The 23,396-nt window shown below is 62.9% G+C and carries 21 protein-coding genes and 1 tRNA gene; 16 read left to right on the forward strand and 6 right to left on the reverse strand.

What is annotated here, in order from left to right; genetic code table 11:
* Window positions 1-150: 150 nt before the first annotated feature.
* Together WIX41_RS10370 and WIX41_RS10375 are read left to right on the forward strand one after the other, a co-directional pair.
* On the forward strand, window positions 151-804 hold the full coding sequence (locus tag WIX41_RS10370) for a hypothetical protein (protein ID WP_339447263.1): 654 nt from the start codon (window positions 151-153) through the stop codon (window positions 802-804).
* 29 nt (window positions 805-833) lie between these two features.
* Window positions 834-1,496 carry a hypothetical protein gene (locus WIX41_RS10375; RefSeq protein ID WP_339447265.1) on the forward strand — a complete coding sequence of 221 codons (663 nt, stop codon included), beginning with the start codon at window positions 834-836 and terminating at the stop codon, window positions 1,494-1,496.
* Between the two features lie 769 nt (window positions 1,497-2,265).
* Here WIX41_RS10375 and WIX41_RS10380 read toward each other — a convergent pair.
* Entirely contained in the window at window positions 2,266-2,691 is a 426-nt protein-coding gene (locus WIX41_RS10380) for an organic hydroperoxide resistance protein (protein ID WP_339447267.1), read from the reverse strand.
* Between the two features lie 110 nt (window positions 2,692-2,801).
* Between WIX41_RS10380 and WIX41_RS10385 the strand changes: the two genes are divergently transcribed.
* A complete protein-coding gene (locus WIX41_RS10385) occupies window positions 2,802-3,632 on the forward strand; it encodes an AraC family transcriptional regulator (protein WP_339447269.1) in 831 nt (276 codons plus the stop codon).
* A gap of 12 nt (window positions 3,633-3,644) precedes the next feature.
* On the opposite strand, the gene WIX41_RS10390 is transcribed toward WIX41_RS10385, so the two are convergent.
* The 3 genes from WIX41_RS10390 to WIX41_RS10400 form a co-directional block, all read right to left on the reverse strand.
* On the reverse strand, window positions 3,645-4,601 hold the full coding sequence (locus WIX41_RS10390; protein WP_339447271.1) for a cation diffusion facilitator family transporter: 957 nt from the start codon (window positions 4,599-4,601) through the stop codon (window positions 3,645-3,647).
* 126 nt (window positions 4,602-4,727) lie between these two features.
* Window positions 4,728-5,024, reverse strand: a complete 297-nt coding sequence (locus tag WIX41_RS10395) for a helix-turn-helix domain-containing protein (protein ID WP_339447273.1) — start codon at window positions 5,022-5,024, stop codon at window positions 4,728-4,730.
* A gap of 3 nt (window positions 5,025-5,027) precedes the next feature.
* Window positions 5,028-5,342 carry a type II toxin-antitoxin system RelE/ParE family toxin gene (locus tag WIX41_RS10400; RefSeq protein WP_339447275.1) on the reverse strand — a complete coding sequence of 105 codons (315 nt, stop codon included), beginning with the start codon at window positions 5,340-5,342 and terminating at the stop codon, window positions 5,028-5,030.
* 136 nt (window positions 5,343-5,478) lie between these two features.
* Here WIX41_RS10400 and dusA point away from each other — a divergent pair, with 136 nt between their 5' ends.
* From dusA to WIX41_RS10420, 4 genes are all read left to right on the forward strand, one after another.
* A complete protein-coding gene (dusA, locus tag WIX41_RS10405; protein ID WP_339447277.1) occupies window positions 5,479-6,492 on the forward strand; it encodes a tRNA dihydrouridine(20/20a) synthase DusA in 1,014 nt (337 codons plus the stop codon).
* Window positions 6,493-6,705: 213 nt separating this feature from the next.
* On the forward strand, window positions 6,706-7,077 hold the full coding sequence (locus tag WIX41_RS10410; RefSeq protein ID WP_339447280.1) for a hypothetical protein: 372 nt from the start codon (window positions 6,706-6,708) through the stop codon (window positions 7,075-7,077).
* A gap of 72 nt (window positions 7,078-7,149) precedes the next feature.
* Window positions 7,150-7,833: a response regulator transcription factor gene (locus WIX41_RS10415; protein WP_004136763.1), complete on the forward strand. Its 684-nt coding sequence runs from the start codon at window positions 7,150-7,152 to the stop codon at window positions 7,831-7,833.
* Window positions 7,834-7,856: 23 nt separating this feature from the next.
* Window positions 7,857-9,281 carry an ATP-binding protein gene (locus WIX41_RS10420; protein WP_339447282.1) on the forward strand — a complete coding sequence of 475 codons (1,425 nt, stop codon included), beginning with the start codon at window positions 7,857-7,859 and terminating at the stop codon, window positions 9,279-9,281.
* Between the two features lie 30 nt (window positions 9,282-9,311).
* On the opposite strand, the gene WIX41_RS10425 is transcribed toward WIX41_RS10420, so the two are convergent.
* Both WIX41_RS10425 and WIX41_RS10430 read right to left on the reverse strand, forming a co-directional pair.
* Window positions 9,312-10,100, reverse strand: a complete 789-nt coding sequence (locus WIX41_RS10425; protein ID WP_339447283.1) for a zinc-dependent peptidase — start codon at window positions 10,098-10,100, stop codon at window positions 9,312-9,314.
* Window positions 10,067-10,342, reverse strand: coding sequence for a hypothetical protein (locus tag WIX41_RS10430; protein ID WP_339447285.1), 276 nt, complete (start codon window positions 10,340-10,342; stop codon window positions 10,067-10,069). The genes WIX41_RS10425 and WIX41_RS10430 overlap by 34 nt, the downstream gene beginning before the upstream one ends.
* A gap of 132 nt (window positions 10,343-10,474) precedes the next feature.
* Here WIX41_RS10430 and birA point away from each other — a divergent pair, with 132 nt between their 5' ends.
* From birA to WIX41_RS10475, 9 genes are all read left to right on the forward strand, one after another.
* Window positions 10,475-11,440, forward strand: coding sequence for a bifunctional biotin--[acetyl-CoA-carboxylase] ligase/biotin operon repressor BirA (birA, locus tag WIX41_RS10435; protein ID WP_339447287.1), 966 nt, complete (start codon window positions 10,475-10,477; stop codon window positions 11,438-11,440).
* Window positions 11,437-12,174 (forward strand): type III pantothenate kinase, encoded by a 738-nt coding sequence (locus WIX41_RS10440; RefSeq protein WP_339447289.1) that lies wholly within the window; start codon window positions 11,437-11,439, stop codon window positions 12,172-12,174. Before birA ends, WIX41_RS10440 begins: the two co-directional genes overlap by 4 nt.
* A 9-nt stretch (window positions 12,175-12,183) precedes the next feature.
* Window positions 12,184-13,011, forward strand: a complete 828-nt coding sequence (locus tag WIX41_RS10445; protein ID WP_339447291.1) for an SPOR domain-containing protein — start codon at window positions 12,184-12,186, stop codon at window positions 13,009-13,011.
* 196 nt (window positions 13,012-13,207) lie between these two features.
* Window positions 13,208-13,283: transfer RNA gene (locus WIX41_RS10450), tRNA-Thr, on the forward strand.
* An 896-nt stretch (window positions 13,284-14,179) separates the two neighbouring features.
* Window positions 14,180-14,824: a response regulator gene (locus WIX41_RS10455; RefSeq protein WP_339447293.1), complete on the forward strand. Its 645-nt coding sequence runs from the start codon at window positions 14,180-14,182 to the stop codon at window positions 14,822-14,824.
* Window positions 14,825-14,892: 68 nt separating this feature from the next.
* Window positions 14,893-18,726: an ATP-binding protein gene (locus WIX41_RS10460; RefSeq protein ID WP_339447295.1), complete on the forward strand. Its 3,834-nt coding sequence runs from the start codon at window positions 14,893-14,895 to the stop codon at window positions 18,724-18,726.
* Window positions 18,727-19,182: 456 nt separating this feature from the next.
* On the forward strand, window positions 19,183-19,740 hold the full coding sequence (locus tag WIX41_RS10465) for a fimbrial protein (RefSeq protein WP_339447297.1): 558 nt from the start codon (window positions 19,183-19,185) through the stop codon (window positions 19,738-19,740).
* An 84-nt stretch (window positions 19,741-19,824) separates the two neighbouring features.
* Window positions 19,825-20,562 (forward strand): fimbria/pilus periplasmic chaperone, encoded by a 738-nt coding sequence (locus WIX41_RS10470; RefSeq protein WP_339447299.1) that lies wholly within the window; start codon window positions 19,825-19,827, stop codon window positions 20,560-20,562.
* 145 nt (window positions 20,563-20,707) lie between these two features.
* Complete coding sequence (locus WIX41_RS10475; RefSeq protein ID WP_339447301.1) at window positions 20,708-23,296, forward strand: fimbria/pilus outer membrane usher protein; 2,589 nt, start codon at window positions 20,708-20,710, stop codon at window positions 23,294-23,296.
* Window positions 23,297-23,396: the final 100 nt, after the last annotated feature.

Genomic DNA, 23,396 nt, shown 5'->3' on the forward strand with positions numbered 1-23,396 from the left:
ACGCATCCCATAACAGGGATCCACCGCGGTGGGATGGGCGGATGCACGGTCACTTTGACCGGCATCCGCCCATTTTTATTTGACAATGGATGCGGATTGGTATCTCATTTGTCCTACGTCCCGGGACACGGGACGTTGCGAGGTTGTCTCATGCTCAAAAGTCAAGATGTAGTGCTCCTGCTTCGCCTGATCAGCCTCTGGCGGCTGGACGGTAGCGCGCACCTGCCGCTTCGGACCGACAACTGGCAGGGCTGGGAGCATGCGACGCACGAAGACTGGCATTGGGACCAACGGCGCCCAGGATTCGAAAACCATTGGCGCGGCCTCTTTACAGTCAGGCAGTTGGCGGGCGATACCGGCATCAGCAAGAGCCAAGTGAGCTTGTCGTTGAACCGCTGCTTTGACAATGGTTTGGCATTCCCTGACAGAAAAACGGATCTCCCCAAGGCAAACGCCCCGGCAGTTCTTGGCCTCCTCGTCCACGCCGCGAGGTTCCTGTTTCCGGTGGTAGCTGGGCCAGTAAGTCGGGGAATCCCGACGGCGATGAGTGCGCCTGTGCTTCAAGATCACTTGTCGGCAGGTGCCGGGCAAATTCTGGTCTGGCCCAGCGAGACGGGAAACAGCCAGGGAAAAGCCATTGAACCACTTACTCCCACAGTTCCATATGCAGTCAGAACGGACCCATTGCTGTACGCAATGTTGGCGCTCACCGATTCGCTGCGGGCTGGGCTGCCACGCGAACGAGCGGTGGCAGAGAGTCAGTTGGCAACCATCATGAACTTGCCTGAGAGAGCGAGACAGTGAACGAATACGCGGTACAGGACCACAGGCAGATGATCGAGCAGGTCGCGAAAGCCTTGGGAAGCCATCTCAGGTCGCAGGTCGCCTTCATCGGTGGATCAACGACAGGTTTGCAGTTGACGGACCCGCTTGCGCTGCAGAACGTGAGACACACGAAAGATGTTGATCTCATTGTGCCTGTCATGGGCCGTGTCGACTGGCAGCACCTGCAGGAAAAGCTACGTAGCCAGGGCTTCCATGACAATCTCCATGAAGAAGCGCCTGCATGTGCACTCTTTCTAGGTGATCTGAGAGTGGACTTCATGCCCTACGACGCAACCATCCTCGGATTCTCCAATCAGTGGTACGAAAGGGCGATGGCAACGGCACGACCTGTGACCGTCGGCGAAACGGAGATACGCCTTGTAACCCCAGAGTACTTCCTTGCTACCAAGCTGGATGCCTATAACGGAAGGGGAAAGGGCGACATCTGGTCCAGCACCGATATCGAAGACATCATCACGCTATTCCAGGGACGGCCTGAGATTGTGGCTGAAGTCCTGGAAGCGCCGCAGGATGTCAGGGAATTCATCCAGCGTGAACTGAATGCTCTATTGGAACAAGACGGGCTTCAGTACGCTGTTGAAAGTGCCGCAAGTGATCGAGCGCAGCGGGATTCCATCTACAGCCGAATGGAGAAGGCAGCTGGACATTGATGCACTACCGCCTGTATGGACCAGTCGTCGGGGATCGCAGCGCCGTTTCAACCACGATGCAGGTGGCCTCGTCGTTTCTGGAGGGGTTGCCATGGCGATCGTCGTGGACGAGTTCACCTCATCTCCAGCACAGGGCAATCTGGCAAGGGCTGTAGTCTCCCAAATGACTGCCAGGTGGTATCGCGAACCTAGTGTGGAATGCAAAGTGGTAGCGGCGATGATGCGCAACGTGCACTCAGAACTGCGCGATGGCTTTCGACTGTCGAATGCGACTTATGGAGTGCTCCTGACTGAGAAGGGCAGTCCTGCGGCATCAGCACTCTTGGCGGGTGACTGTCGGATCGGAGCAATCGACGGTGATGGCTGGACGTGGTTGACACAGCCTCAGACAAAAGAGGCAACCCTTTCGCGCCTGGGCATTGCTCCCGCGCCAGGGGATCGATCCACGGTCACCAGATGCTTCAAGCCAAGACGTTGGATCGAACCAGAGGTGGTGTCACTGGCCCAGCGGGATGGAATGACCTGGGCCCTTGCGACTGATGGATTCGAACGCTACGTCGCCCTTGCGGACGGGGCTGGGGAAGTCGAGGACGATGCAAGTTGCCTTCAGTTCTCGTGGTCGGGTTTCGGCAGGCCGGACACTGGTGATGGGAATTGGTACTGGAGCGTGGATGAGGCTGCAAGCGAAGCGGTGGTAGGGGCTCGATAGGGAAAGCGTCAGCACTCCGAGCCGGAGCCACAAGTATTGCGACTCCGGCGTAGGAGGTGATTACAGAACCGTCAGCGTCACATCAATATTGCCGCGGGTAGCATTCGAATACGGGCACACGATGTGCGCCTTCTGCACCAGCTCTTCCACCTGCTCACGCGGCAGGCCCGGCACGCTGATCTGCAGCTCGACTTCAATGCCGAAGCCGGTCGGGATCTGACCAATGCCTACATTGCCAGTGATGCTGGTCTCAGCCGGCAGCGCAACCTTGGCCTGGCCGGCGACGAACTTCAGCGCGCCCAGGAAGCAGGCCGAGTAACCGGCAGCGAACAACTGCTCCGGGTTGGTGCCCGGGCCGCCGGCGCCGCCCAGCTCGCGTGGGGTGGAGAGCTGCACGTCCAGCACCTTGTCCGACGAGGTGGCGTGGCCTTCGCGGCCGCCGGTGGCGGTGGCGTGCGCGGTGTAAAGAACCTTTTCAATCGACATGGGAAACTCCTGGCTGGGTAAGGGATGGACCGGTTGGTGAGGTGTACTTTGCGCCCGCAGGCTGGACGTGTGGCAACATAACGTCCAGCAAACTTGATCTGGAGTCCGAAATGGTCGACCGCCTGCAATCCCTGCTCGGCCGCTTCGCGGTCAACGCCGAGGTATTCCACGCCGGCGCCCTGTGCGGCATCAACGACCTGGCGGCCGATGGCGAGCGTGGCCAGCTGCACCTTATCCGCGAAGGCAGCGTGCGGGTGGAGCATCCCGACGGCAGCGTGCTGGAGATCACCGAGCCCAGCGTACTCGTGTATCCCCGTCCATTCGCGCATCGCTTCGTTACCGATCCGACGACCGGCGCCGATTTCGCCTGCGCCCATCTGCAGTTCGAAGGCGGCGGAAACAACCCGGTGGCCGCCGCGCTGCCGCCGGTGATCTGCCTGCCGCTGGCAGAACTGTACGGCGGCCAGCCCATCCTCTCTGTGCTGTTCGAAGAAGCCTTCGCCCAGCGCTGCGGTCGCCAGGCGCTGCTGGACCGGCTGTTCGAAGTGGTGATGATCCAGATCCTGCGCGCGCTGATGGAAAGCGGCCAGCTGCGCGTCGGCCTGCTCGCCGGCATGGCCCACCCGCGCCTTCGCCACGCGCTGGTAGCGATGCACGAAGAGCCCGCGCAGGAATGGACCCTCGAATCGCTAGCCCAGCGTGCCGGAATGTCACGCAGCGCCTTCGCCGACAGCTTCCGCGACACCATCGGCAGCACCCCCGGCCACTACCTGCAGGGCTGGCGCACGCGCTTGGTGCAACAGGCCCTGCGCAAGGGCCAACCGCTCAAGCGCATCGCAGTGGACGTGGGCTATGGCAGTGAAGCGGCGCTGTCGCGTGCGTTCAAATCGCAGACAGGGCAGTCCCCGCGGCAGTGGAAACAGGGGCTGCAGGTTGCATGACGCTAATATCGATCAGATCGTCCACTCGCGGTCAGTCGTAAACATGATCGTCAGCCACCGGTCGGTCGATTCTTCCCCCAATGCCTCGCCAACCTCGTCGCGCAGCTGGTCCCATTCGACCAGCTGTCGCGGCGGGTCGTTCGCGGGCACCACGAAGAACAGCTCGATCTGGTCGCCGCGTCCCACCTTGGCGACGTAGCTGCGATGCTCGATGAAGCCGTACTTGGCCACGATGCCGCGTGCGACTTCATCCACATGCGCCTGCAGCTCGACCGGGGTGATCAACAGGATGTCCGACAGCGCCTGCCGAACCGTACCCAACGGCGCGACCACCACGAACAGGCAGACCACCAGCAGGATGGCCGGGTCGATATAGGGCACCAGCCACGCCCCTTCGGTGCCGCGCAACAGCCAGCCGCCACCGAAGGCGACCAGATAGGCCGCCGACATGCTTGCGGCCACCATCCAGTTCTTCGCATCCAGCGCGATGAACTCCGATCCGATAGTGCGGTTGGCACGCCGCACGAACAGCGCCAGACCGCTTTCGACGATGATGGAAATGACCGCGAACACGATGGCCGGCCCCAGCGCGATCTCGCGGCCACCGGACATCAGTGCATCCACCGCGTTGACCGCTGCATACAACGCCGCGCCGATCATCAGCGTGCCGCTCACTCCCAGCACGATCGGCTCCAGGTGCCAGAAGCCCATGGTGAAGCGCTGGTTCAAGCGGGATTGGAGTGCGTCGACGTTGGTGGACAGGCTGATCAGCCGCACGACCAGCAGCGACAGCCAGGTCATCACCACATCGATCAGGCCATAGATGCCGTCGAAGATGATCAACGAGGAGTTGGCGAACAGGCCGAAAGCGACGGCTATCGCGGCAACGCCGAGCGAGGCCGCGATGGAAAGACGCAGCACCCCCTGTTCAGTGGTGCTGTCGAAGGTGGAGGTGGGCGGGGCGCTCATGGAAGTTCGGGGAAATCCTGATTCGATCCGTGATGGCCATCGGAGAGGCGGAACAGCGTTGGGCAGTAGGTTGTCATTTTCCGGAAGCTTACCGTCCAGCCTGGAGCAGGCTCTCCCGGGTGACCGTCAACCCGCTTCGGCCAGCACGCGAAGTGTTTCCTTCGGGTTCTTCATGATGACGTGCAACAGAGCACGGGCAGGACCGGTGGGGTCCCGCCTGCCTTGTTCCCAATTGCGCAGCGTGCCCACGTCCACGTGAATGATGCGGGCGAACTTCTGCTGTGAGAGGCCCGTAGACTTGCGAATCTCACGCACCTGGACGGGGCTCACATGCAGCTCGCGCGATGGTGCGCGATTGCCCTTCAGGATCTCGTCGGCTTCGGTCACGCTGCCCATGAGTTCGGCAAACAGTTTGTTGTCCATGGCTCACCTCCAATTCTCGATGATCGATCGCAACGCCGCCTTCTGCGCTTGAGTCAGGGCGTCCTGAGCATTCTTGGGATACACCAGAAGCAGAATGATCCGGTCTGAAGGGGCGATGTAGTAGTAGATGACGCGTGCACCACCCCGTTTCCCCCGCCCGGGGATCGCAAGGCGAACCTTGCGCAAGCCGCCCGTGCCCTCAATGACATCGCCTACTGTTGGGGATGCAGCCAGTTCAAGCTGGAACCGTGCATATTGGTCGTCCGCAAGCAGGCCTACGATGACTCGGCTGAAAGCTGCTGTTTCGATGAAGATCATACCGCAAAAGTACGTCAATGGCGCACATGTGTCATTGACGTATGTCCCGGTTCGGGCTGGCCATGGCGTTCAGTCGATCGGTGTAAACTATTGATCGCGCTGGCAAACCCAGCGATTCCCGCCCGATCAGACACCCATGACCCAGCCTGCCACCCCCGCAGACCGCTACGCCGCTTCCCTGCGCCTGTCCGTCGCCCCGATGATGGACTGGACGGACCGCCATTGCCGCGTGTTCCACCGGCTGCTGGCCCCGGGTGCGCGGCTGTACACGGAAATGGTGCACGCCAACGCCGTGATCCACGGCGACCGCGAGCGCCTGCTCGGCTTCGATGGCAGCGAGCACCCGTTGGCCCTGCAACTGGGGGGCAGCGATCCGGCCCTGCTCGCGCAGGCCGCGCGCATCGCCCAGGACTGGGGCTACGACGAGGTCAATCTCAACTGCGGCTGCCCCTCCGACCGGGTCCAGGCTGGCCGCTTCGGCGCCTGCCTGATGCGCGAACCGACCTTGGTGGCCGAGTGCGTGGCGGCTATGGTCGGCGCGGTGAAAATCCCGGTCACGGTGAAGTGCCGGCTGGGCGTGGATGAGGACAACGACTACGAAAACTTCATAAACTTCGTCGATCAATCGGCCAACGCCGGCAGCGCGATGTTCATCGTGCACGCCCGCAACGCGTGGCTGAAGGGCCTGTCGCCGAAGGAAAACCGTGAGGTCCCGCCGCTGCGCTACGACTGGGCGCACCGGCTCAAGGCCGACCGCCCGCAGCTGCAGATCGTGCTCAACGGCGGCCTGGCCAGCGTGGATGCCGCCCAGGCCCAGCTACCGGCGCTGGACGGGGTGATGCTGGGCCGTGCGGCCTACCACGACCCCTACGTGCTGCATCAACTGGACGCCGCGCAGACCGGTGCTGCACTGCAGCCGCGCGAGGCGCTGCTGCGCGCCATGCGCCCCTACATCGAGGCCCAGCTGGCACAGGGACTCGCCCTGAAGCACATCACCCGCCACCTGCTGGGGCTGTTCCACGGGCAGCCCGGCGGCCGCGCCTTCCGCCAGGTGCTGAGCGAGGGGGCCCACCGCCCCGGTGCCGATTGGGCCCTCATCGAGCAGGCCCTCACCATCACCCGCGACCAGGCCGAGCGCGTCGCAGCGTGAACCGCGTCCCAGAGCGCGCTTGACATCGGGCAGGAAGTAGCCGTCAATGTTCACCTAGATGAACAAAGCGAAGCGGCGGTCAGAAAAGTTCAGACCGGATTCACTGCGTAAAACCAAGAATTTGCAAAAGATTCGTAAAGCGCCGGCCCTGGCTGGCGGCTGCCGATTCACAACTTTTGAACGTTTTGACGCGCTCCGCTAGGATCAGACCCGATGTTCTCCGTGACCTGCCACCGTCGTTTTGCCGTTGTCGCCCTGTTGGCGAGCGGCGCCGTTGCTGCCATCGGCAGTGCCGGCGCGCAGGCCCCCCAGCCGGATCCGGCCCGGGCCGAAGCGATGGTGCGGGCTGCCCGTGGTGCCCCCCAGGAACGCTCCCTGTCCGACGCCGTGCGCCGGGTCCAGCGGACCACCGGTGGCCACATCCTGGGCGCGGAACGGGTGCCCTTCGACGGTCGGGATATCAACCGGGTGAAATACATGGATGACCGGGGTCGCGTCCGCTACATGGACGATCCGGCCCAGCCGCGTTCACAGCCCCGCACGCCGCGTTCGGATATGTCATCACTACGCGGCGATAACCCCTGAACGGGGATAGTTGTCCGCAGTCATCTGTTAGCCACTGGCCCCAGGCCACACCCAGGACACTAGGGAGAGTTCATGCGTATCCTTCTGGTCGAAGACGAAGCCCCGCTGCGGGAAACCCTTGCAGCCCGGCTCAAGCGCGAAGGCTTTGCCGTCGATGCCGCACAGGACGGTGAGGAAGGTCTGTACATGGGCCGCGAAGTGCCGTTCGACGTAGGCATCATTGATCTGGGCCTGCCCAAGATGTCGGGCATGGAACTGATCAAGGCGCTGCGCGACGAGGGCAAGAAGTTCCCCGTGCTGATCCTTACCGCCCGCTCGAGCTGGCAGGACAAGGTCGAAGGGCTCAAGCAGGGCGCCGACGATTACCTCGTCAAGCCGTTCCACGTTGAAGAGCTGCTGGCACGCGTCAACGCGCTGCTGCGCCGCGCGGCGGGCTGGAGCAAGCCGACGCTCGAATGCGGTCCGGTTGCGCTGGATCTTGCCGCGCAGACGGTCAGCGTTGCAGGCAGCAACGTGGACCTCACCAGCTACGAGTACAAGGTGCTCGAATACCTGATGATGCATGCCGGTGAACTGGTCTCCAAGGCCGACCTCACCGAACACATCTACCAGCAGGATTTCGATCGTGACTCGAACGTGCTGGAAGTATTCATCGGCCGCCTGCGCAAGAAGCTGGATCCGGACGGCGAACTCAAGCCGATCGAAACCGTGCGTGGCCGCGGCTATCGCTTCGCGATTCCGCGCAACGAGGGCTGAGCCGTTAGTCCGGCGATGGGATGATGTCAGGCCGTCTGTGGTTCTTTAAACGCTGGCGGCCGCGCTCCCTGCAGGCACGCCAGCTGCTGGCCGCCAGTGTGAGCCTGCTCGCCTTCCTGGCGATTGCAGGCTACGCACTGGATGCCGCGTTCGCCGACACGGCGCGCGCCAACCTGCGCGAGCGCCTGAAAAACTATGCCACCGCCTACGCGGCCGGCATCGACTTCACCCGCGACCGCTCGCTGTATATCCGCGAACAACCGCCGGACCCGCGTTTCGACGTGCCCGGTAGCGGCCTGTACCTGCAGGTCGTAATGCCAGACGGAAAGGGCAATTCCATGTCCGCCGAAGGCCCCATGCTGCCCACCGTGGGCGGCAAGCTGCTGGCCCCGCGCCAGGAAGTGTTCGAAGGCCCGCTGCCGATGATCCAGATCGATGGCAGCCAGGGCTCGGTGTACCGCTATGGCCTGGGCCTGGTGTGGGACGCCGATGCCGATCCGGCCACCGAATTCCCATACACCATCTACGTGATGGAAGACTCGCGTGCGCTGGGTGCGCAGCTGCGCGTGTTCCGTGGCCGGGTGTGGTTCTGGATGGGTGGCGCGGGCCTGATCCTGCTGCTGTTGCAGACGGTGATCCTGCAGTGGAGCCTGCGCCCGATGCGGCGGGTGATCACCGAGCTGACCAAGGTGCAGCGCGGCGAAACCGAGCGCATGAGTGAACGCCATCCGCGCGAGCTCGAACCGCTCACCGACAGCATCAATGCCTTGATTGAAAGCGAGCGCGAGAACCTCGAGCGCCAGCGCAACACCCTGGCCGATCTGGCGCACAGCCTGAAAACGCCGCTGGCGGTGCTGCGGACGCAGCTCGACAGTGGCGCGCAGGATCAGGACCTGCGCCAGGAATTCGATGTGCAGCTGCGCCGCATGAACAACCTGGTGTCCTACCAGCTGGCGCGTGCGGCCTCGTCGGGCCACAAGCTGTTCTCGGCGCCGCTGCCGATCGAGTCCAACGCCGAGGAAATCGTGCGCGGGCTGGAGAAGGTGTACGCGTCCAAGGGCGTGCTGTGCGAATTCGACATCGACGAAGCCGCGCGCTTCCACGGCGAGCCGGGCGACCTGCAGGAACTGCTGGGCAACCTGCTGGAGAACGCCTTCAAATGGGCCAACCGCCGCGTGCTGCTCACTGCCAAGCCGTTCAGCGCCCCGGGCATGCGTCGTGCCGGGCTGGTGCTGTCGGTGGACGATGACGGCCCGGGCATTGCCCCGGACGATATCGCCAAGGTGCTCCAGCGTGGCGTGCGTGGCGACGAACGCGTGCAGGGTCACGGCATCGGCCTGTCGATCGTGCAGGACCTGATCAAGGACTATCGCGGCGAACTGCAGGTCAAGCGCTCGCCCGAGCTGGGTGGCGCGCGGTTTGAAGTGAAGTTGCCGCCCGGGCCTTGATTGACCGGCGTACCGACCAACGGTCGGTACCTACCGGTTCAAGGACGGCGGCGCCCCATAAAAACGCCGCAGATGCCCAGCCACCACCGGCATCTCCTGCTCCAGCAGGTCGGGCGCGGAAAAGTGGTATTCGGTGGCCACCGCAAAAAACTCATCCGGCGCTTCGGCCGCATACGGATCGATCACCGTCTCCATCCCGGCATCCACCTGCGCACACAGCGCGTCGAACGCCTGCTGGAAATCGGCCGCCCATTGCTGCTGCCACGCATGCGGCAGCGGCGGGGTGCCATCCAGTACGCCATCGAGCACATCAATGCGGTGCGCCATTTCATGCACCACCACGCACGCGCCTTCGTGTGGATGCTGCAGCTCGGCCTGCACGTCATGCCAGGACAGCAGCAACGGCCCGTTGTGCGAGACCTGGCCGATCGCTTCTTCTTCCCACTCGTGCAGCACCCCGTCTTCGTCCATCTCGCTCTGCGGCACGATGAAGCCTTCGGGGTACACCAGCACCTGCGACCAGCCGCGCAGACCCGTCTCGCCCAGTTCCAGCAGCGGCAAGCAACACAGCGCTGCAATCAGCACGGCGTCGTCGTCACCGAGCTGCAGCCCACCAATGGGGGTAATGGTCTTGCCATGCAGGAACGCTGCCGCCAACCCACGCAACCGCTGCAAACGCTCGGGTGGCAACCCGCGCAGCCACGCGGTGCGCTGGCAGGTGTGTTGCCAGGCGGGTTCGGGAATCGGGCGCGGTGACGACCGCAGCCAGCGCAACAACGACTGGATCAGCGGAACATGCCCGGCAGGAAGCTGTGCCATTTCGGCGCACGCAGGCGCGGCAACACATCATCGTCGCCGCCACCGCCGGAACTGCCCGGCGCGGTGGCGCTGGGCTTGACCGTGGACGGGGCCGTGCTGGCCGGTGTCGCCGCCGGTGCCGCGCGCTCGCCTTCCGCTGTCGAATACACGCAGCCACCCCGGCCCGAGCTGGCCAGCGCATCGGAAGCGTGCGCGGCCATCGGGGCCAACAGCAGGAGCAGGCAATGGGCGAACGGGCGCATCGTCAACATCCGGAAGGGCGAGGGGGTCAATCTTCGATTCTAGCCCGATTCACGGCCTCAATTGGAAGCCCCCGGCGGGCGCGATGCGGCGCTTTCCCGCATAATTTTCCCCATCAACCGATGGAAGCTGCCGTGGACGACCGCCAACTGCTGGCCAAACTGGGCGCCGGGCGACTGTCCGGCGACGCGCTGGCCCGCGAGCTGGGCCAGACGCGCGCCGCAATATGGAAGCGAATTCAAGGACTTAGGGCGGCCGGTATCGAGATCGACGGGCGCGCCGGTGACGGCTACCAGCTGCAGCATCACCTGGACCTGCTCGATGCCGAGGCCATCACGGCCCGGCTGCTGCCCGCGCTGAAGCCCCTGCTGGACACCCTGGAGGTGGCCTGGACGGTGGGCTCGACCAATACGGAATTGTTGCGGTGCAGCGCACCAGAGCGCGGTGCGCGGGTGCTGCTGGCCGAGCGCCAGACCGGCGGTCGTGGCCGACGCGGCCGGGCCTGGGCCTCGCCGTTGGCCGCGCATGTGTACCTCTCGGTGCTGCGTGGATTTGCCGGCGGCCTGTCGCGCCTGGGTGGACTGAGCCTGGTGGCGGGCGTGGCGGTGGCCGAGGCGCTGCGCGCGCGCGGCGTTGCCCAGGTCGGGCTGAAATGGCCCAATGACATCGTAGTGGATGGGCACAAGCTGGGCGGGCTGCTGGTTGAAGGCGGCGGTGAATTCGCCGGCCCGGCGCGCGCGGTGATCGGGCTGGGCATCAACGTGCGCATGCCGGCGGCGTTCGCGGCCGAGATCACCCAGCCGTGGACCGACCTGGCCACGCTGCTGGGCAATGACATCGAACGCAACGACGTGGTGGGCTGGTTGCTGGCGGCCCTGCTGCCTGCGCTGGAGGCATTCGAGCGCGACGGTCTCGCCCCATTCCTGCCACGTTACGCCGCGCTGGACAGCCTGGCCGGGCGCACCGTGCGGGTCGACGATGGTGGAGTAATACATGAAGGGCAGGCGCTGGGGCTGGCTGACGATGGCGCGCTGCACGTGCGCATCGAAGGCAGCGAACGGGTGTTCCATGCCGGGGAAGTCAGCGTGAGGGCGCAATGAGCGACTGGTTGTTCGATCTGGGGAATTCGCGATTCAAGTTCGCGCCGCTGCAGGGCATCCGCGCGGGCGATGTGCAGGCATGGCCGCATGGCGCCGAAGCCATGCCCGCCGATGCGCTGGAACGACTGCCCAGCGGTGATACCGCCTATGTAGCCAGCGTGGCGGCCGCCGCGCTCACCGCCAGCATGCTCGATGTGCTGCGCGCGCGCTTCGCGCACGTGCGGGTGGCGCGCACCGAAGCCAGCTGTGCCGGCGTGCGCATCGCATACGCCGACCCGTCGAAGTTCGGCGTGGACCGCTACCTGGCGCTCATCGCCGCCGCCGAACGCCGCGAGGCGGTATTGATTGCCGGGGTCGGTACCGCGCTCACCCTCGACCTGCTCGATGCCGATGGCCAGCATCACGGTGGCCGCATCGCCGCCTCGCCCACCACCATGCGCGAAGCCCTGCATGCGCGCGCCGTGCAGCTGCCCGCACAAGGTGGCGATTACAGCGAATTCGCCAACGACACCGCCGATGCCCTGGCGTCCGGCTGCGATGGTGCGGCGGTTGCGCTGATCGAACGCAGCCGTATGCACGCGGCCACCACGTTGGGCGCGCTGCCCGCACTGCTGGTGCATGGCGGCGGCGCGCCGGCACTGATGCCGCTGCTGGGCGATGCACAGTTCCAGCCGGCGCTGGTACTCGATGGTCTTGCGCGCTGGGCGGTGCACCAGCCACCGGCGTCGCGGTAGGATCGCCGCATGCTTACCCGTGCCCTGATCGTAGTACTGGCCATCCTCAACGTAGGCGTCGCGCTGTGGTGGATGCTGCGCGGCGACCCCGCGCCGGTCCCGCCGGCCGCGCCCACCGGCGTAGCGCAATTGCAGCTGCTCGATACGCCCGGCGCACCCGCACCCGCCGCAACAGTGCCGGCTGCCCCAAGCGCGGAGCCGGCAGCTGCCACCACAGCACTGGCCGACGCCACCCCGGAACCGCCCAAACCCGCCGCCACCACTGCGGAACCCGCCGCACCGACCGCACCCAACCCCGCACCGCCTGCCGTCGCGGTAGCGCCGGCCGTTGGCCGGCCCACGGAAACCCCGCCGGCACCCACACCCTCCGCCCCTCTCCAATGCATCAGCCTCGGCCCCTTTGCCGATCGCGACACCGCCATGGCCGCCCAAGGCAAGGCCGGCGAACTCGTTCAGCGTTCGCGCCTGCGTGAAGTGCCCAAGCCCGGTGCCAGCAGCACCTACCGGGTCATGATGCCGGCCGCCGCCAGTCGTGAAGAGGCCCAGGCCACGGTCAAGCGCATCGCCGCCGCAGGCATCAGCGATTACTACATCATGGCCCAGGGCGAAGACGCCAACGCCATCGCCCTGGGGCAGTACCGCAACCGCGCAGGTGCCGAGCGCCGCCTGGCGGCCCTGAGCGCGGCCGGCTTCAGCGCCCGCCTGGTCGGCGGCAGCGAAGGCGCCGAGCAATGGTGGGTGGATGCGGCCCTGGCCGACAAGGCCAGCCCCAGCGCAGCCCGCCAGCGCAGTGGCGCCGCCCAGCAACGCTCGCTGGAATGCGCGGGCTTGCGCTAGTATTACCGCCTGCGCCGGCAATGCCGTCGCCGTGCTGTTGCCGGCATGGCTCAGTTGATGGAGCAACTGCCTTGTAACTCGGACGCGGTTGTTGTGGTGACCGGGCGAAAGGCTAAGCGCGCCAAGGTTTCAGGCCCGCCAGCGCGTAGACCGCGGGGCAAGCCGGGCACGGTTTGAGCAGGAGAAGTACGACATCGCCGCTTTAGCTCAGTCGGTAGAGCAACTGATTTGTAATCAGTAGGTCGTCCGTTCGATTCGGACAAGCGGCACCATCCTCGCGATCATCGCCTCCCAGATTCTCGACGCGTTGCTCAAGACGCTCTACGTGCCAGGCGAGTAGAACCAGAGCGAAGTATCCCAACCCGGCGGAGGCGCCCCCTGAGTTTCACTAGGACTATCGCTGCCTGGGCAACGAGAACCTGGCGAGGTTCGCCAAGGCCGAATGGTGAATATTTCTCACCCCGGTTTCAACAGGCCGTACTGCCCTGGTGGATGCGGCGAGGTGCGTGTGGAATCGGGCCAATCCGTACACGGCGTCCTTCCCTACGCAGCCTTCGGCGACGCTGCGGCCATTGCCGCTGATCCCACGCGCTCACTGTCGTTTGAAAGTCGCCTGTATATATCTGCAGCAGGTAGCTACAACGAAGCTCACCGGTGGCCCTTGTCGCGTCCGGAGCTGCATGGTCAAACACCGAGTAGCCCGGAGCGCTTCGCGCGGCACGGGGTGTGCAACGCAGGGATCACACGTGAGTTGCCTGATCGGAAAGGACGACGCCATCAGACACGACGTGCTCCGGGCTGCTGCGCATTCATGATGTTCCGGCTTGACTGGACCCGGTCTACGTCTGCTTCCGTCCGTTTGGTCGAGATAGCAGTCCACGGTGCCCACAAGTGCATTGAGATAACTCTGATGTCTAATGGTGCGTCCGGGCCCGAGAATAACGACCAGCCGGGTCACGACCGACGAATGGCGGAGGCGCCGCACGTGCAGCCATCGAACCGCCGCGGCATGCCCGTCCTCTGCAGGGCTCACAAGAAAGTAACGGATTCAACAGTAAATTATGTGGAGCTCATTTCAAAAAGCCGGAGCCGATGGGCCGGTAAGGGCGGTCGCTACTCAACAGTTCTTCCAGTATCTCTTAACCGTGATGCCAGGTGGGCGGTCGCCATGAACTTTCAGCCACTCCGCGTGTTTCTTGCCGATGATCACCCCATCGTACTTATCGGCGCGCGAGCAGCGCTTGAGCAGTCCAGAACCGCAACGATCATTGGCGAGGCACGATCCACCGATGAGGTGATCCGTGAACTTTCCCGGCTGCCGTGCGATGTATTAGTCACCGACTTCACGATGCCGGGAGGCGAGCTGGACGATGGCATCGGGTACCTAAGGGTGGTGCGCGAAACGCATCCCGCGTTGCCGGTCGTCGTCATGACCATGATGGCGAACCCGGGAATCATGGAGCAGATCCTGAGCCTGGGTGTACTCGGGCTGGTAGACAAGGCCGATGACCTGGAATTATTGCCGTTGGCTGTGCGTTCGGCCGTAGTCGGGCGCCTGTTCGTATCGAAAGGGTTGCGGGACCTGCTGAGCATCCACAGGACCAGCGGCGGTACGCAAGATAAGTTATCGCCCCGTGAGATGGAAGTGGTACGACTTTTGGCGGCCGGACTCGGCGTAAATCAAATTGCCGAAAAATTCGGGAAGAGCATAAAAACAGTCAGCCGGCAGAAAATGCAAGCCATGCGAAAGCTTGGATTGGCCAACAATGTTGAGCTTTATCAGTATGCGCGCGAGAACGGAATGATCATCTAACCATCGATTCTCGGGTTGGATGTGTGGCCCTCTGCGTCAGGTGGCCGTAAGCGTCGGAAGTGTAACGGATGGAAAGAGAGGCTGTGCCGTCATCAATCCGCCGCGCCTTGTGCGCGATTCTGACCTTGTGCGCGGCTTTCGCAAGTGCGCCCGCGTGGCCAGCTGAGATTCCTTTGTCGAAGGAGGAGATCGCTTGGCTTGCTCAGCATAAGCAGATTACGGTCGGTGCGTTCGATCCCGGGTGGCTGCCATTCGAAAACCTGGATAAGGCGGGAAATCTCGAGGGACTTGCACCCGATTACTTGCGAATCGTCGCGGGAAAGCTTGATCTGGAGATTGTTCCGAAACGCTTTGTATCATGGACCGAGGCGCGCGCCGCTGCATGCAGTGGAGAAGTCGACCTTCTGATGAACGTCGCGCTTGTGCCGGAATGGACGCACTGCCTTGCTTTCACCCCCCCCTACATTGATGTCCCCAATGTCGTCATTGGGCCAAGCACCCTGGGGCGGATAGATGATGCACGAATCTCCAGGAGTCGCATATCGGTTGAGGCCGGGTTCGCGACATCGGCTGGCATTGCCGAGCGATTTCCGGCGGCACGTCAGGTCATAGCCCCCAACGTTGAAATGGCCTTGCGGGCGATTGCCCAAGAGCGCTCCGATCTGTACATCGGAAATCCCTATGTAGCAGCGCGGCTTCTCAAAGAGAACGAGTTCAGCGATCTGGCCATTCTGAGAGACGCGGGCACCCCGTTCAGCACGCTTCACTTCGCGGTTGCCGAGCGCGAGAAGCCATTGGCTGGGGCGATCTCCAAGGCTTTGGCGACTATAGATGCGCCGGAGCATGAGGCCATCCGAAGCAAGTGGTTGGAATCGAGCGCAGCGTTCGACCACCATCGGGGAGGCGTGGTGCTCAATCAACGTGAGCGCGCCTGGCTCCATGAATTGCCACCCTTGAGGGTCGGTTTCAACTCATCCTGGGACGCGATCAGCCCCGAAGTGGGTAGGCAGCTGGGAGGCATCTCGGGCGAGTATGCTCGCATACTGGAGGAGCGCCTTGGACTGCACTTCGTTGCGGTGCCTGTCAGGGGCCAGCCCGAACTGGCGCGACTGATCTCTCAGCGAAAGATTGACCTCGCTGTCACCACGAGAGGCCGGGCGTTAACCGCTGGCTGGTCCTATACCGACCCCATTCTCAGTCTCGCGAACGTGATCGTCGCCCGCAACGACCGTGCCACCGTAACGGGCGCGGCGGATCTGAATGGGCTGAGGGTTGCCACGGTCGGGCCAGAACGTAAGGCGCGTGTTCTCGAAGCAGCGCCGGGCGCCAATGTGATTCTGGTCGACACTGCGGTCGAGGGCATGAGAAGGGTCGAGGTAGGTACGGTAGATATTTACGTGGGCGATGTCGTCACCGTGAATCGCACCCTGCGCGATGGTGGGATGCCGCTGCAGATCGTGGCGCCGGCCGGTTTCGAGGAGGACATCATCTTTGCGGTGAGTCCAGGGCGCGGCGAGTTGGTCCCGATCATCAATCGGTTGATCGGCGGAATGAGCAATGAGGAGCATCAGCGCATTCGATCGGGTTGGCTTCAACTCAACGTGCAGTACGGAATGCCGTGGAGGAAATTCATCCTGGGTATGGTGATCGCGGCGTTGATCACCGGTGCGTTGACGTTTGCCTATGTCCGCGTCAGACGCGAGATGGCTGGCAGGAAGCAGGCGATGGCATTGATCAGGGATCTCACGCGCAACCTGCCGGGTGTCGTATTCAAGATTTCCGTCGACGGTGACGGCGGGATGCGGGCAATCTTCGTGGGCGGCAATACGAGAGAAATCTTTGCACTGACTGCGACGGACATACAAGAGAGTGTCTCGGTTTTGCTGGAACGCTTCCGCCCGGAAGATCGCCGTCGCCTGGTATCGGCACTGCGCGATGAGACCGCAACGTCCATCCATCTCTTTCTCATGGTCGGTGAGCGATGGCTCCGCATGAGCGCGGCTCCGCGTAAGCTGGACCATGGACAGGTCTGGACTGGATACTGGGCCGACGCCACGGAGGAGCAGGCCCAGCTCGACGCACTGGCTGCGGCCAAGGTCTCTGCGGAGCTCGCGGCGAACACAAAAGCCACGTTCCTTGCGACCATGAGTCATGAGATTCGAACGCCCATGAGTGGCCTGGGTGGCCTGCTTGAGCTGCTGGGTCGAAGCGAGCTGGCCAGCGAACAACGTCGCATGCTCGATCTGGCCGCTGCTGCAGCGAGATCACTCCGTGAGCTTCTCGACGAAATCCTGGATTACAGCCGAATCGAGTCCGGACGCCTGCGCGTAGAGAAGGCCAATATGCGCACCCGTGACTTGCTATGCGAGGCCGTACTGCTGATGTCGGGCGCGGCGGAGCAGAGGGGAATTCGGGTCGAATGCCATATTGATCCGACGTTGGCGGCTGTCCTCGAGGGAGATGAGTCTCGCATCCGCCAGATAGTCATCAACTTCCTGAGCAATGCGATCAAGTTTACCGAGCACGGTCATGTCGCAGTGCGTGCGACCGTCTCTTCGCAGACCGACAATCTGCAGACATGGTCCATCGAAGTATCCGATACCGGAATCGGGATCTCCGGGGATGACCTGGAGCGGCTGTTTCAACCGTTCGTCCAGGCACAATCGAACACGACAGGGCGGCTTGGTGGGTCGGGCTTGGGTCTGGTCATCTCCAAGCGACTAGCGGAACTCATGGGGGGAAGTGTCACGCTCAACAGCGAGGTTGGTCGGGGGACGACCGCCCGACTCGATCTGCAGAATGTCATTGTAGAACTGGACGACTCCCGCGACGCCCTGCGTGGAAAGCGGGTCTTGCTCGTATGTAGTAATGCTGCAACCCGTGCAGCGGTGCGCGGAGACCTCGGAACGCTGGGTACCACGCTTGTTACGGATCCAGGAAGCGCCGATCTAATCATTACCGACGAGAGCGAGGTCGCATACACTGACGCGCCCGTCATATATCTTGTCATGGCCCCGCCGCTGGCGGTATTAAGCGCACAGCACTACGTGCTGGCGTGCGAGCCCGTCCTATTCACTGCGGTACGTGACATTTGTCTGCGTGCCCTGGAATACGCACTGCCGCCGGATCATCCCGCAGCCGGTGCCATAGGAGAGGTGGGAGTCGACGTGGGCGGGCTGTATGTTCTTGTCGCCGAGGACGATCCGACCAACCAGGTTCTAATCGGCGGCCAACTCGCGGAACTGGGCTATCGCTGTCTCGTTGCAGATGACGGGGTCGCCGCGCTTCAGGCATGGGAGAGGGAGCGCTTCGATCTTCTGATCACGGATATGCAGATGCCGCGATTGGACGGTATCGGACTGGCGGCGGAGATTCGAAGGCGCGAGGCCGCTACCGGCTCCACCAGAATGCCCATCATCGCACTGACTGCGGGGGCATTCCCGGAGGATGTCGCGCGCTGCCTCGCAAACGGTATGGATGATCACCTGGCAAAGCCGGCGTCCCTGGCCACGCTGTCTTCCCGCCTGCGCAAGTGGATTAAGCGTGAACAGGCACCTGGGGTTGCACCCCATGAGGGCGGCCAGCTCGTCAGCAGAAGTATCCATGAGCTCGTCGTGCGCGCGTTCGGCAAGGAAGCGAGCATGTTCCACGAAGAGATCGATCTGGCCATGTCGACCGATGATCCTCACGAGATCGGGCAGGCGATGCACCGCGTCGCCGGTGCACTGGCAAGTGTTGGTCACAAGTCCACCGCCAAGCGCATCCGTCGGGTGATGGGGCTGATGGAGAGGGCGGGCGGTGTCCATGCCGCTCGTGGCGAACTGGTCGACCTCCATCGTGAAATCAGTGCTTGTATCGAGGAGACGGCAGCGCGGGCCAGAAACCTCGAGGAAGGTGCGTAGTGGCCGCCGCATCTATGTGCCGCTCCCTCCCGGTGCATGCCGGAGGCAGCCCTGGCGCGTTGAAGCGGCCAGATCGTCATATGTCCGGACAAGTGTGCTCGAAGAATCGCTCGCCGAGGGATGGCGGGCATGAATGTGCGTTCCGTGGTGGATATCGATCCTCGCGTGCTCAGTCGACATCAGGTGCGTCAGGAACCCGTTCATTTTCGTTTGCCCAGTCAGGGATGTGGGATCGCCGCAGAACCTTTGCCTGAGCGCGTCGCGCGCCTGGTTAACGCAATTGACGGTCGACCGGCTTGCTGAACAACGCCGGGAACAACTAGAGATGCACTGAGAGTGCTCTCATTTCCTCAGGGGGCTCGGATCAACAAAATACGCTCACCTGCTGCGGAACCCCCGCAGACGGCCCCTGAAGTTACTCAACTTATCCGCAACCCATTAAATAGGTATTACAAAATGAAGAAGACTCTCCTCTCCACCGCCCTGATCGCCATTGCCGCTGCTGCTGCCCCGTCCGCTTTCGCGGCCGACGGCAAGATCACCTTCAACGGCCTGGTTGAAGACGCCACCTGTTCGGTCACCGGTGGTCCGGGCACCGACGGCGGTACCCAGGACTTCACCGTTACCCTCGATACCGTCTCGAAGACGGCGCTGGACGCTGCCGGCAAGCGCGCTGGCGACAAGGCCTTCTCCGTCCAGGTCGGCGCTGCCGGCCAGACCGACTGCACCAATGGCAAGATCGTCAGCCTGTCGTTCGAGCCGGCGCAGAGCCCGGTCGACGCCGCCACCGGTCGTCTGCTGAACGACGCGGGTACCGCACAGTTCGTGCAGATCGGTCTGCTGAATGCCGCCAAGCAGGACATCAACCTGAATGACGGCAGCAACAACTCGAGCGCGACGATCGTCGGCAACACCGCCACGATGGATTACTACGCGCAGTACTACGCCGCTGCCGCTGGCGTGACCTCGGGTACGGTCGATACCTTCGTGATGTACTCGGTGGGCTACAACTGATCCCAGTTGTTTCCACTCGCGGGGGGCTGGAGTGTCAGCCCCTCGCGCTTTAAAGGTGATCCCATCGCATATTCAGGAACTCATATGAACATCATTACCCGATTCGCTTCCGTTTTTCTGCTGGCTGGATGCTGCGTATCTGCCGCACATGCCGGTACCCAGATCGTGGGGACGCGCGTGGTTTATGGTGCTGCCGAACGCGACGTGTCGGTCCGAGTTCTGAATACCGGAGATTCCCCGCGCCTGTTGCAGGCCTGGGTGGATAGTGGCAATGAGCGCGAGACTGCAGAAACGACGACCGCTCCCTTCCTTGTTACTCCCCCGGTGTCGCGCGTTGAGCCTGGCAAGGGCCAGTCGCTCCGCCTGATGTTCACCGGCTCAACGAGCCTGCCGCAGGATCGTGAATCGGTCTTCTGGCTCAACGTGGTGGAAGTTCCGCCGCGACCGGAGGCTGCCGACGGCGAATCCTCCAATCATCTGCAGTTTGCGGTGCGTACGCGCATCAAGATTTTCTACCGACCCAAAACGCTCCAGGGCGATCCGGTGACCGCCGTTGATCAGCTTACGTGGCGCATGGTGCGCAAGGACGGCCAGATGGCGTTGGAGTGCACCAACAACACCCCGTTCAATGTTTCTTTCGGCGATGTGCGTCTGAAGGGCGCCCCGGACAAGACATCAGATGCGACCGGTGGCGGAATGTGCCCGGCCAAGGGCACCCAGGCGTTTCCCGTGGCTGGTGGAAACGATAGCGGTCGTTTGACCTTCCGCTCGATCGATGACTACGGCGCATTCAAAGACGGCGAAGCAGCTTACGCCCGCTGAACCCTGCGGCCCAGCGCCGCATCTCTGAAATATCCATACTTTCGCCCCTCTGAACAGAGGGGCCTGGCGAAGCTTTGCCCGAGATCCTGCGCGTTTAGCGCGCCGTGCAAATACTTACCTAACGACGACGAGTTCAATAGTTCCTATGGCTACGAAAGAGTCCAGAAACCAGCGCTTCGCCGCCTCAAACCGTGAGGTGCGGCACGCGCACCTTGCCGGCTGCATTATGATGGCGCTGGCTGGGCTGCAGGCCGGATCGGCGCAGGCGGCTCCCGAGCCGTCGCCGGCGCCGCAACAGGTGGAATTCAGTGCCGCGTTCCTTGGTTCGACGGCCAAGACCATCGACATCGCGCGCTATGAAAAGGGCAACCCGATGTTGCCTGGCACCCATCGCGTCGATCTCTACGTCAACGATCGTCTTGTTTCACGTGAGCGCCTGAACTTCATCGCAGACGGCGATGGCGGATCGGCAATTCCCTGCATTGATCGAGCGCGTCTTGTGCTGATGGGCGTTGATGTGAACAAGCTGGAGGCCGACGGCGTCAGCCTTGAGGGCGAATGCCTGGATATCGCGCAGCTGATTCCCGATGCAACGGTCAACGCTGATGCGAGCGAACTCCGCCTGGACGTGTCGATTCCCCAGGTCGCGATGGCTCGCAACCCGCGCGGTTACGTGGATCCCTCCCTGTGGGAGCGTGGGGTGAACGCCTTCACGCTCGGCTATAACGTAAACGCTAGCCAGCTCAGCGGTAGCAGCTACGACCGTCGCAATGCGTATGTCGGTTTTGAGGCAGGCTTGAATGTTGGTGGTTGGCGCATTCGCAACCAGTCCAACTATCGCTGGTTGGAAGGCGAAGGCGATAACTTCCAGAACATCAGCACGTATGCTCAGCACGATATCGATCGGTTGCAGTCGCAGCTGACCATTGGTGATACCTTTACCTCAGGCCAGGTGTTCGAGTCAATTGGCGTCCGTGGGGTCAGCTTGGCCACCGACGACCGTATGCGGCCGGACACCATGAACGGCTTTGCGCCAACCGTACGCGGTGTGGCGGAATCCAACGCCCGTGTGGTGATCCGGCAGGCAGGTTTCGTCATCTACGAGACCCAGGTTGCGCCGGGGAACTTCGAGATCGACGATCTGAACCCCACCGGCTTTGGCGGTGACCTTGAGGTTACCGTGATGGAGGCGGATGGTCGCGAGCGAACCTTCAAAGTGCCGTTCGCGGCGGTGCCGAACCTGTTGCGTCCTGGTGTATCGCGCTATGCAGTGACCGCTGGCGAGGTTCGTAATGGACAGTTCAACGCATCCGCTCCTGCTTTTGTAGAAGCAACCTACCAGCGCGGCGTCAACAACATGTTGACAGCGTATACGGGTGTGCAGGCGACCACCAATTCCGACCTGCATCGCAGTGCGGTAGTGGGTGCCGGCTTCAACACCTCACTGGGCGCGATTTCGCTGGATGTCACCGGCTCGCAAACGCAGCTGAGCAACGATGCTGGGAAGCAAAGTGGCTACTCCGCTCGTGCAACGTATAGCAAGAGCATTCCGCAGACAAACACTGACTTTGCCCTCGCAGCCTATCGCTACTCGAGCGAGGGCTATCGAAGTCTGATCGATGCCGCGAACATGGACGACATGGCGCGCACCAGTGGCTTGACCCCCGAGGAGCTTGCGCGTACCGCAGAGCGTAGTCGCTTCCAGGTAACCGTCAGCCAGAACCTGGGTGAGCGCGCCGGCCAGTTGTACGTCAGTGGTTCGCGCAATGCTTACTGGAGCAAGCTCAGCAATGCCACGAGCTATAACATCGGCTACAACAACCGCTTCCGCAACGTGTCGTACGGTGTGTCGGCTTCGCGCAGCATGGGTTCGGACGGTCGAACGGACGACACCCTTTACCTGAGCCTCTCGGTGCCGCTGGGTAGCACCACGGCAAGCCGCCGTGCACCCACGCTGTCGCTGCAGGGTTCGCATGGTCCGGAGGGCAATGGGGCGCTTGGCAGTGTTGATGGCACGTTTGGCGACCGCGACCAGTACCGCTACGGGGTCAATGGTCGGGTCGGAGGCGGCGCGAACAGCGCGGCGGTCAGCGCGGGCTGGCAGGCAGCCTACGCCACGCTCGGTGCATCCTACACCCAGGACTCGAACAGCCAGCGTCAGAGCGCAGTGTCTGCCTCCGGTGCGCTGGTGGTCCATCCTGGTGGCGTTACGTTTGCTCCTCAGCTGGCCGAAACGGTTGGCATCATCGAGGCAAAGGGTGCCAGTGGCGCGCGCCTCAGCAGCAACAAGGCCGTCAAGATCGATAGTCGTGGCTATGCGGTCACGACAGCCCTGTCGCCGTATCGTATGAATGATGTCGTCCTGGATCCGAAGGGAACCTCTGCCAACGTCGAGCTCATGGAGTCGCGACTACAGATAGCGCCGCGCGCCGGTGCGGTGGTGCCTGTGAAGTTCAAGACCAATACCGGTATGGCGTACCTGTTGCAGTTGTCGAATGCCGACGGTGAGCCGGTGCCCTTCGCCGCCGAAGTCGTGGACAGCCAGGGCAATAATGTCGGCTACGTCGGGCAGGGCGGCCAGACGCTTGTCCGTCTGTCGGAAGAAATCGACGGCCCGCTCTTCGCTCAGTGGGGGGACGGTGACGGCAAGTGCTCCATCGAGTGGACGTCGACGGAAAGCTCGACCGCCGATCAATCTTTGCAGGCCATTCCCGCTACGTGTAGTAATTCCTGACGCATGGCATGTTGCCACGCAACCCAGAAAGAACCGCCGCTATTGAACTTGATACCCGCCGACGGAATCTGTATCCCTTTCATCTATTAGAGTGATCTCA

This window comes from Stenotrophomonas sp. AB1(2024) (assembly GCF_037482345.1).
Classification (GTDB): Bacteria; Pseudomonadota; Gammaproteobacteria; order Xanthomonadales; family Xanthomonadaceae; genus Stenotrophomonas.

Bases quoted from the DNA above. Each gene is read 5' to 3' on its own strand.
- WIX41_RS10370 (WP_339447263.1), top strand. From the start codon at position 151: ATGCTCAAAAGTCAAGATGTAGTGCTCCTGCTTCGCCTGATCAGCCTC.
- WIX41_RS10375 (WP_339447265.1), top strand. From the start codon at position 834: ATGATCGAGCAGGTCGCGAAAGCCTTGGGAAGCCATCTCAGGTCGCAG.
- WIX41_RS10380 (WP_339447267.1), bottom strand. From the start codon at position 2,691: ATGTCGATTGAAAAGGTTCTTTACACCGCGCACGCCACCGCCACCGGC.
- WIX41_RS10385 (WP_339447269.1), top strand. From the start codon at position 2,802: ATGGTCGACCGCCTGCAATCCCTGCTCGGCCGCTTCGCGGTCAACGCC.
- WIX41_RS10390 (WP_339447271.1), bottom strand. From the start codon at position 4,601: ATGAGCGCCCCGCCCACCTCCACCTTCGACAGCACCACTGAACAGGGG.
- WIX41_RS10395 (WP_339447273.1), bottom strand. From the start codon at position 5,024: ATGGACAACAAACTGTTTGCCGAACTCATGGGCAGCGTGACCGAAGCC.
- WIX41_RS10400 (WP_339447275.1), bottom strand. From the start codon at position 5,342: ATGATCTTCATCGAAACAGCAGCTTTCAGCCGAGTCATCGTAGGCCTG.
- dusA (WP_339447277.1), top strand. From the start codon at position 5,479: ATGACCCAGCCTGCCACCCCCGCAGACCGCTACGCCGCTTCCCTGCGC.
- WIX41_RS10410 (WP_339447280.1), top strand. From the start codon at position 6,706: ATGTTCTCCGTGACCTGCCACCGTCGTTTTGCCGTTGTCGCCCTGTTG.
- WIX41_RS10415 (WP_004136763.1), top strand. From the start codon at position 7,150: ATGCGTATCCTTCTGGTCGAAGACGAAGCCCCGCTGCGGGAAACCCTT.
- WIX41_RS10420 (WP_339447282.1), top strand. From the start codon at position 7,857: ATGTCAGGCCGTCTGTGGTTCTTTAAACGCTGGCGGCCGCGCTCCCTG.
- WIX41_RS10425 (WP_339447283.1), bottom strand. From the start codon at position 10,100: ATGGCACAGCTTCCTGCCGGGCATGTTCCGCTGATCCAGTCGTTGTTG.
- WIX41_RS10430 (WP_339447285.1), bottom strand. From the start codon at position 10,342: ATGCGCCCGTTCGCCCATTGCCTGCTCCTGCTGTTGGCCCCGATGGCC.
- WIX41_RS10440 (WP_339447289.1), top strand. From the start codon at position 11,437: ATGAGCGACTGGTTGTTCGATCTGGGGAATTCGCGATTCAAGTTCGCG.
- WIX41_RS10445 (WP_339447291.1), top strand. From the start codon at position 12,184: ATGCTTACCCGTGCCCTGATCGTAGTACTGGCCATCCTCAACGTAGGC.
- WIX41_RS10455 (WP_339447293.1), top strand. From the start codon at position 14,180: ATGAACTTTCAGCCACTCCGCGTGTTTCTTGCCGATGATCACCCCATC.
- WIX41_RS10460 (WP_339447295.1), top strand. From the start codon at position 14,893: ATGGAAAGAGAGGCTGTGCCGTCATCAATCCGCCGCGCCTTGTGCGCG.
- WIX41_RS10465 (WP_339447297.1), top strand. From the start codon at position 19,183: ATGAAGAAGACTCTCCTCTCCACCGCCCTGATCGCCATTGCCGCTGCT.
- WIX41_RS10470 (WP_339447299.1), top strand. From the start codon at position 19,825: ATGAACATCATTACCCGATTCGCTTCCGTTTTTCTGCTGGCTGGATGC.
- WIX41_RS10475 (WP_339447301.1), top strand. From the start codon at position 20,708: ATGGCTACGAAAGAGTCCAGAAACCAGCGCTTCGCCGCCTCAAACCGT.